General features: G+C 68.0%; 6 protein-coding genes. 2 read left to right on the top strand and 4 right to left on the bottom strand.

The features are described 5' to 3' along the window. Window positions 1-11: 11 nt before the first annotated feature. Together ACNPNP_RS15785 and ACNPNP_RS15780 are read right to left on the bottom strand one after the other, a co-directional pair. Window positions 12-1,535 carry an ATP-dependent DNA ligase gene (locus ACNPNP_RS15785; RefSeq protein ID WP_448966974.1) on the bottom strand — a complete coding sequence of 508 codons (1,524 nt, stop codon included), beginning with the start codon at window positions 1,533-1,535 and terminating at the stop codon, window positions 12-14. Window positions 1,536-1,638: 103 nt separating this feature from the next. Then, window positions 1,639-2,217: a TetR/AcrR family transcriptional regulator gene (locus tag ACNPNP_RS15780; protein ID WP_448966973.1), complete on the bottom strand. Its 579-nt coding sequence runs from the start codon at window positions 2,215-2,217 to the stop codon at window positions 1,639-1,641. 113 nt (window positions 2,218-2,330) lie between these two features. On the opposite strand from ACNPNP_RS15780, the gene ACNPNP_RS15775 reads away from it, so the two are divergent. Next, window positions 2,331-3,362: an NAD(P)-dependent alcohol dehydrogenase gene (locus ACNPNP_RS15775; RefSeq protein WP_448966972.1), complete on the top strand. Its 1,032-nt coding sequence runs from the start codon at window positions 2,331-2,333 to the stop codon at window positions 3,360-3,362. A 13-nt stretch (window positions 3,363-3,375) separates the two neighbouring features. Here the strand turns inward: ACNPNP_RS15775 and ACNPNP_RS15770 are convergent, their stop codons facing one another. Next, window positions 3,376-4,323 (bottom strand): hypothetical protein, encoded by a 948-nt coding sequence (locus tag ACNPNP_RS15770; protein WP_448966971.1) that lies wholly within the window; start codon window positions 4,321-4,323, stop codon window positions 3,376-3,378. A gap of 215 nt (window positions 4,324-4,538) precedes the next feature. Here ACNPNP_RS15770 and ACNPNP_RS15765 point away from each other — a divergent pair, with 215 nt between their 5' ends. Next, window positions 4,539-6,230 carry a serine hydrolase gene (locus tag ACNPNP_RS15765; RefSeq protein WP_448966970.1) on the top strand — a complete coding sequence of 564 codons (1,692 nt, stop codon included), beginning with the start codon at window positions 4,539-4,541 and terminating at the stop codon, window positions 6,228-6,230. A gap of 39 nt (window positions 6,231-6,269) precedes the next feature. Here ACNPNP_RS15765 and ACNPNP_RS15760 read toward each other — a convergent pair. Continuing rightward, window positions 6,270-7,298, bottom strand: a 1,029-nt coding sequence (locus ACNPNP_RS15760) for a LacI family DNA-binding transcriptional regulator (RefSeq protein ID WP_448966969.1), incomplete at its 5' end; no start/stop codon positions are given.

Here is a 7,298-nt window from a genome sequence, read left to right as displayed (position 1 = left end):
GGGCCGGCGGCTCACCCGCGCAGCAGCGCACGCAGGGTCTGGATGCCGTCGGCCTCCGCCGCGGTCTTGTCGGGGCGGTACCCCTTGACGCGGGCGAAGCGCAGGGCGATGCCGCCGGGATAGCGGGGCGAGGTCTGCACGCCGTCGATCGCGATCTCGACGACGAGCTCCGGTCGCAGGAACACGGTGTTCGCCGTCCGCCGCGTCTCGTACGCCGGGAAGGTCTCGGTCTGCCACCGCAGCAGTTCGTCCGTGAGGCCCTTGAAGGTCTTACCGACCATCACGTAGCCGCCCGGCTCGCCGAACTCGCCGGACGGGTCGTACGCTCCGAGGTGCAGGTTCGAGAGTTTGCCCTGCCTCCGCCCGGAGCCCCACTCCGCCGCGAGCACGACGAGATCGTAGGTGAGCACCGGCTTGACCTTGATCCACGACTTGCCGCGTCGCCCTGCCGTGTATGTCGAGTCGATCGCCTTGACGAGGACGCCCTCGTGCCCGGCGGCGAGGGCTTCGCGGGAGAGCTGCTCGGCGGCATCCGCGTCGGAGGTGATGATCCCCGGCATCCGCCACTCGCCTGCGATGCGCTCGAGTTCTTCGAGGCGTGTGGTGAGCGGTTCGTCGATGAGGTCGCGGCCGTCGACGTGCAGCAGGTCGAAGAACCACGGCCGCAGCACGACGTCGCGCGCGACATCGGCGCCGAAACGCGACATGGTCTGCTGGAACGGACGCGGTCCGCCGTCTTCGTCGAGCGCGAGCGTCTCTCCGTCGAGGATGAGATCGGTGGCGGGCAGGCCGCGCACGATCTCGACGATCTCGGGCACGCGGTGCGTGATGTCGGCGAGGCTGCGGGTGTAGACGCCGACCTCGTCGCCGTGCCGGTGCACCTGGATGCGTGCGCCGTCGAGCTTGTACTCGACGGATGCTTCGCCGGTGAGTTCGAGCGCCGCCGTCGCGGTCGTCGCGGTGCCGGCGAGCATCGGCGACACGGGCCGGCCGACCTGCAGGCCGACCTCGTCGAGCTGCTCGGCGGTGCCGGTCAGCGCCAGGAGCGCGGTGTCGCCGAGGTCGCCGGAGAGCATGGCGGCGCGGCGCACGCTCGCGACAGGGCGGTCGGAGGCGCGGGCGATCGCGTCGAGCAGCACGCCGCCGAGGGCGCCGGTGCGCAGCTCGCCAAGCATCGCGCGGGCGAGGAAGTCCCACTCTCGGGCGGTGGCGCGGGATGCGATGTCGGTGAGCAGTCCGGTGCGGAGGGCGCCGGAGCCGGTTCCGGATGCCGCGGCAAGCGCATCGAGGGCATGATCGACGTCGCCGATGGTGAGGGTCGGTTCGTCGGCGTGCTCGACCGCGAGCGCCGTGAGTCCGCGCCAACCGACACCCAAGCGCCCCTGGCGGGGAGAGGCGAGCAGCAGCCCGACGAGCGGGGGGATCTCATCAGGCGCGGCGCGTTCAAGTAATCCGGCGAGCGCGTCGGTCTTCGCCAGTCGCGACGATGTGGCCGCGACCGCGTCGGCGGTGTCTGCGAGCTCGGAGAGCTTCATGACGGCATTCTCGCACCGGGGTGCGACGTTCGGGGTCAGACGGTGAAAGGCCGCGCGGCAGGGTCGTGAGCGCGGCCGTGCCCGCCGGCATCCGATTTCGTCGTCAGCGCGCAGGCGGAGCGAACGCCCGAGCGACGATGCGGCGGAGCACCTCGCGACGTCGTTCGTGATCCTCGGGGTCGTCGTCGCGCGTGGCGGTGAAAGTGGCGCTGGCCGGCGACCAGGTCATCGACATCGCGATGACGGTCGTGAGCACGTCGAAAGGCTCGAACCAGGGGTCGATGTGGCCGGACTTCTGGCCGGCTTCGATGGCGCGGAGCTTGGATTCGTCGAGGTTCTCGGCGTCGGCTGTCAGGTGGCCGGTCGAGCGTCGCTCGAGACGGGCCCAGGTCGCGAGCCGCACGAGTTCGGGGGTTTCGAGGTACTCGTCGTACAACCGCACGGCATAGCCCGGCAGATCTTCGCCGTCGATCGGGACGGCGTTCACGATGCTGTCCAGTGCGATGGAGAAGACGGCCTCGAAGAGTGCGCTCTTGTTGCCGAAGTACGCGTACAGCTGCGCCTTGTTGGCCTGAGCGGATGCGGCGATGCGATCCACGCGCGCCCCGGCGATGCCGTGCTCTGCGAACTCCGCGCTCGCCGCGTTGAGGATGCGTTCGCGGGTGCTGTCTCCCCGTTTCATTCCTCCAGAGTAACGAACCGGTTGGTTGCATCCTGGGTCGGCAGGGCGTAACGTCTACGACGGTCAAACAAACTAGTTGGTTACTTCGCCGTACGGCGAGAGAGACAGCATCCATGAACCGAACTCCTGCATTCGTCGCGACATCGTCCGATGCGCCGCTCACGCTCCAGACGATCCAGCGGCGCGAGCTGCGACCGCACGACGTCCTGATCGACGTCACGTTCTGCGGTGTCTGCCATTCCGACCTCCACGAGATCCAACGCACGGGCGATAAGCCGCTCGTCCCCGGCCACGAGTTCGTCGGCACGGTCGCGGCCGTCGGCACGGACGTCACGCGCTTCCGCGCGGGGGATGCTGTCGCCGTCGGCAACATCGTCGACTCATGCGGCAGGTGCAGCATGTGCCTCGCTGGTCAGGAGAACTACTGCGTCGAGTTCCCCACTCTGACGTACGGCGGCAACGACCGCATCGACGGATCGGTCACCCAGGGTGCGTACGCGAGCACGTACGTCGCCGACGAGAAGTTCGTCTACGCGCTGCCCGAGAACCTCGACCCCGCCGGTGTCGCACCCCTCATGTGCGCGGGCATCACCGTATGGGAGCCTCTGATCCGCTGGAACGCCGGCCCCGGCGCGACGGTGGGCATCGTCGGACTGGGCGGCCTGGGGCACCTCGCCGTCAAGTTCGCCCACGCGCTCGGAGCCCATGTCGTGCTGTTCACGACGTCCACGCAGAAGGCGGCGGATGCGAGCCGACTGGGTGTGGACGAGGTGGTGGTCTCCACCGACCCGCAGGCGATGGCCGCTCAGAACCATCGGCTGGATCTCGTCATCGACACGGCATCCGCGCAGCACGACCTCACTCCCTACATCAGGGCGCTCGCGCTCGACGGCACCCTGGTCTCGCTCGGCGCGCTCGGATCGATGCAGTTCGACCCGATGGCGCTGCTCATCGGGCGCAAGAGCCTCGCATCGGCCGGCAGTGGCGGCACGAAGGGGACGCAGGCGATGCTCGAGTTCGCCGGGGAGCACGGTATCACCGCCGACGTCGAAGTGCTCCCCGCCCGCGACGTGAACATCGCCCTCGACCGGCTCGAACGCAATGACGTGCGGTATCGGTTCGTGCTGGACATGGGGCAGATGTAGACGGGGGCGGCTCTCAGCGCACGGTGGGCTGCCCGTCGGCGGCCCACGCCGCTCCCAGGGCGAACAGCGTCGACACGCCGTACTGCTCCATCGCCGCCGCAACGCGACGCCGGCCCGTTCGTGGGTTGATCCCGAGCTGGTGAGATGCAGAGTCGAGAGTGATGCCCTGCTTCATCAGCATGAGAAGCGGCGCCCACGGCTGCTGCACGCCACCGATCGGCTGGCCGCGGTGCCAGAGCTCGCGGTACAGACTCCGGCCTAACTCGGCGAGCGACGCGCTGCGGACGCCGACCACACTGGTCGGCCACCCTTCGCCCCATTCGATCGGCAGGGCGAGCACGTCGCCGTCGATCCAGAACCAACTCGGAAGGTCGTCGAGAACGCGGAACTCCACTCCGACGGCAGCGTAGCGCTCGGCGATCGCCACCAGGCGGGGGTCGTCTGCCATCGAACGGGGGAGTATGGCTCGCACCGATTTCTTGCCGGCGAACATCTCCGCGAAGCGGCTGGAGCGCGCGGGATCGGTCTGCAGGTAGCGGCCGAGATCGGGAAGTACTGACCACGCGGTGTCGCTGTGCTCCCGCGCGACGTCGTACCAGAGGTCTTCTGCCGCCTGCGGCCCGTGACGCACGAAGACGGGAACCAGTTCGCCGGATGCTTCGCCCACCGCCCAATGGCGCAGCAGGCCCGGCAGATCGGTGACGAGCGTCTCGATCCGTGAGGTGGCCTCGTCGGTCGTCTGCCGCAGTGCGCGTACCTCGCGTTCGACGGCATCCGCCGCCCAGGTCGCCGGTGTCGGGTACGCGATCTTGCCGTCGCGTACAGAGATCGCACCACTCTGCGCGAGGCGCGCGACGGCGTCGGCTGTCTCGTCCTCATGCGTGTGCGCGGCGATCGCAAGCTCCGCCACCGTCCTCGGGCGGCTGCGGTAGATCAGCTCGAGCAGTGCCCTGTCGTCCATGTCTGCCTCCCGAGCGCGTGTAGTCACCATCATTGCGTACGTGACCGTTTCCGGACGCCCTCTAGCGGTCATGACCTGAAGCGGAGCTTGTTCTGTCCGCTTCTGTCCATACACACTGATTTTGTGGGGACCCAGGGGCCGTGGCTTCCTATGTGCGCACGTACGAAGCCACGGGGGCCACCAGTGCTTCACCGACGTTCGGCCAGATTCCGCCAATGGAAAGCAGCGACATGAACGGCATGAGCAGCACGCACAAGGGCATCGCACGCGTCATCGCCGTCTCGACGGTCGCGGCCATCACTTTCGGGATCACGGCGTGCACCGGGGATGCCACTGCTGACACTTCGTCATCGAGCGGCCCCGCCGTCGCGCTCGGGGAGGAGCCCAATCAGGACGCCGTCGATCTGTACACCGATCGAGACACTGCTGTGGAGGCTGCCGTCGAGGCGCTTCCCGAGTTCGTCGAGAAGGCGCTCGAGCAGACGGGAGTGCCCGGCGCCGCGGTCGCGGTCGTCTCGAATGGCGAGGTCGTGTTCGAAGAGGGCTTCGGGGTGCGGGACGTGACGACCGACGAGCCCGTCGATGCCGACACCGTCTTCCAGATCGCCTCTCTTTCGAAGCCCCTCTCGTCGAGCATCGTGGCCAAGGCGATCACCGACGACGCAGAGTTGTCCTGGGAGGATCCGGTCGTCGAGTACCTTCCCGACTTCGCGCTGAAGGATCCCTACGTGACTCAGCATGCGAAGATCAGCGACTTCTTCTCGCACCGCACCGGCATTCCGACCGGCGGCGGGGATGACCTGGAAGACATCGGCTTCGATGCCGACTACATCATGGCTCACATGAACCAGATTCCTCTGGCGTCGTTCCGCGACACCTACCAGTACTCCAACTTCGGGCTGACGGTGGGCGGCGAGGCCGTCGCCGCGTCGCGCGGACAGGCGTGGGCCGAGACTGCGCATGAACTGCTGTTCGAGCCGCTCGGCATGACGTCGACGACCACCGTCCACGACGACTATCTCGCCGTCGAAGATCGTGCGGCTATGCACGCGCGCACGGGAGAAGGCGTGTACGAGCAGCTGTTCGACCGCGACGCCGACGCCGAGGCTCCGGCAGGCGGCGTCGCCTCGACAGCCGGCGACATCGCGAAGTGGATGAACATGGTGCTGGCGAACGGAGAGGTCGACGGCGAGGAGTTCATCGATCCGCTCGTGCTGGCGAAGACGTACTCCGCCCACTCGATCACCGGCGGCGACGCCAGGAACCTCACGTCGCGCACCTCGCACTACGGCTTCGGCACGAACGTCGGGGCCACCGTGACCGGACGTGTCAGCATCAGCCACTCCGGTGCGTTCGGCTGGGGCGCCGCCACCAATGCCACGATGATCCCCGATCTGAACCTCGGCATCGTCGTGCTCACGAACGGAGCGCCGTCGGGAGTTCCAGAGGCGGTCGCCTCGGAGTTCCTCGACCTCGTGCAGTTCGGCGAGGAGACGCGACCGTGGTTGGAGATGTGGCCGGCCGTCTTCGCGCACTTCTCCGACCCGGCCGGCGACCTCGTCGGCGAAGAGCCCCCCGCAGAAGCCGCGGAAGCGGGCCCGGACGGCGACTACGTCGGCACGTATACGAGCCCGTACTTCGGTGACTTCGTCGTGACCGAGGCGAACGGCACCCTCACCGGTGCGCTCGGCCCGGAGGGCGGCTACACGTTCGAGATCGAGCCGTGGGACGGTGACACGATGTCGTTCGTGCCGACCGGTGAGAATGCACTGCCGGGGTCGCTCTCCTCGGCGGTCTTCGTCCGCGAGGGCGAGCAGATCACCGGGGTCACGTTGACGTACTTCAACAAGTTCCCCGCGGAGGGGCAGGAGCCGAACGGGCTCGGGGTCTTCACCCGGGCCGGCTGAGCTCAGATCAACCGATGCACGTCGGACGCGCAGACCGCGTCAGCGCGAACCGTCGCCCGTGGAAGCGCGGAGCATCACATCCGGTTCGATGTAGTCGGCCACGACACCTTCCGTGGCGGTGCCGTTCAGGAGCGAGAGCAGCCGCTGGGTGGCCCGGCGGGCCCCCTCGACCACCGGGAGGCGCACGGTCGACAGCGGCGGGTCCATGTAGCGGGAGAACGGATAGTCGCCCCAGCCGATGACCATGACGTCATCCGGAACGCGAATGCCCCGATCCCGCAGCGCCGCATAGATCCCGAGCGCGAAGTAGTCGTTGCCCACCATGAAGGCGTCCGGGACGCGACCGCTTTCAAGGAGGTCCACTCCGACCCGGTGCGCATCCTCTCCGCGCCAGAGGGAGGCGCCGCGCGCCGTGCGCCGTGACGGTACGAGTGCAGTCCTCCGAGAGTCGAACGGGATGCCGTGGGCTTCGAGCGCGTCGCGGAAGCCGCCGAGTCGATGAGCCACGGTCGAGATCTGCAGATCTTCCTCGACGAGCACGATGTCGCGTGCGCCGCGTTCGATCAGGGCGGCTGTCGTCATACGACGGCCCGCCTCGTTGTCGCTGGAGTAGAAGTCCGCCTCGAGGTCGGGAAGCTCGCGCGCGACGATGACCAGCGGGATGCCCGCTTTCGTCACCGCCGTCCACGGGTTCGATCGTCCCTGCACCGGGACGGCGATGATGCCGTCGACTCCTGATCGCAGGGCGGTGTCGACCGCGAACTGCTCTCGGTCCGGATCCTCATCCGAGAGCAGCAGCAGCAGCGTGTAGCCCTCCTGGATCGCCTGCTCCTCGATCTCGGTGACGAGGTCGTTGAAGAACGGGTTGGCGAGATCCGTGATGATCACGCCGATGGTCCGTCGGGATCCCAGCACGAGAGAGCGGGCGTTCGCGTTCGGCACGTAGCCGATGCGCTCGGCCTCGGCCTTGATCCGCGCGCGCGTCTCGTCACTGACTCCCGGCAGGTCTCTGAGCGCACGCGAGACAGTGTTGACCGTGAGGTCGAGGGGCGCGGCGACGTCCTGCAG

It is taken from the genome of Microbacterium xerophyticum (assembly GCF_053543555.1).
The sequence above is the reverse complement of the archived record's forward strand: the minus strand, read 5'-3'. Positions and strand labels throughout refer to the sequence as shown.